The 889-nt window shown below is 74.2% G+C and carries 1 pseudogene; it reads left to right on the plus strand.

Annotated features, from left to right (window positions below):
* Positions 1-889 (plus strand): annotated as a pseudogene (locus tag A5775_RS11670) (hypothetical protein); the annotation flags it as partial.

An 889-nucleotide genomic window follows, 5' to 3' on the forward strand; every position in this document is an offset into this window, starting at 1 on the left:
GGTTGAGCTCCACCGGGGTCACCTGGACGAACCCGGCCGACGTCGCCGCGCTGCGGGAAGCGATCAACGCCAACGACCTCGGCAACGTGATGCTGGTCGCCCCGTTGCTGGCGGCGGCCGCGCTGGCGCAGACGGTCGGTTATGCCCTTGCCTACGAGCGCATCGCAATGCTGTTCGTCGAGTCCGCGAGCGCAACGCTGGCCGTCGTCGAGGTCGGCGACGGTTCCATCGTCGATCTGCACCGGCGCCGCATCACCGCGGCCCCCGGGGCAACGGTGGCCGCCGGGCTGGCGACGATGGTCGCCGGCCTTGCTGAGGGCGAGTCCGGGGCGGACGGCGTGTTCGTCGTCGGCTGCGGAACCGACATCGTTCCGCTGAAGCCCGCGATCGAGGCGGCCACCTCGCTACGGGTCACCGGTCCCGAGGAGCCGGACATGGCGCTGGCCCGCGGGGCCGCGCTGGCGTCGGCCAACGCGCCGCTGTTCGCGTCGTCGACCGCGGCTCTGGCCTACGCGCTGGACCCGGGCACCGGGGAATTCAGCCCGCCGACGCTGGGCCCGACCTACCTCGACGGGTGGGGCGACGCCGGCACGGGCACCGGTTTCCGTGCCTACAGCGCCCTCACCGACGAAGACGAGGACGAGAGGGCCCCGCGCCGAAGCCGGGCCATGGTGCTGGCCGGCAGCGCCCTGGCCGGCATCGCCACCGTGATCGCCGGGGTGGTGCTGGTGACGCTGACGTCGGATCAGCCGACGGGTGAGGGGCACAATTCGGGCGTCAGCGTGGCCACCCCGGGGATCCAGCTGCCGGCCGCACCGCCGAGCCACCCGCCGCAAGCGCAGCTGCCCGCCCCGAGCACGTCCCCGCCGGCGCCCGCGCCCACCGCGGA

The sequence above is a fragment of the Mycobacterium sp. 852002-10029_SCH5224772 genome, from assembly GCF_001667315.1.
Taxonomy (GTDB): Bacteria; Actinomycetota; Actinomycetes; order Mycobacteriales; family Mycobacteriaceae; genus Mycobacterium.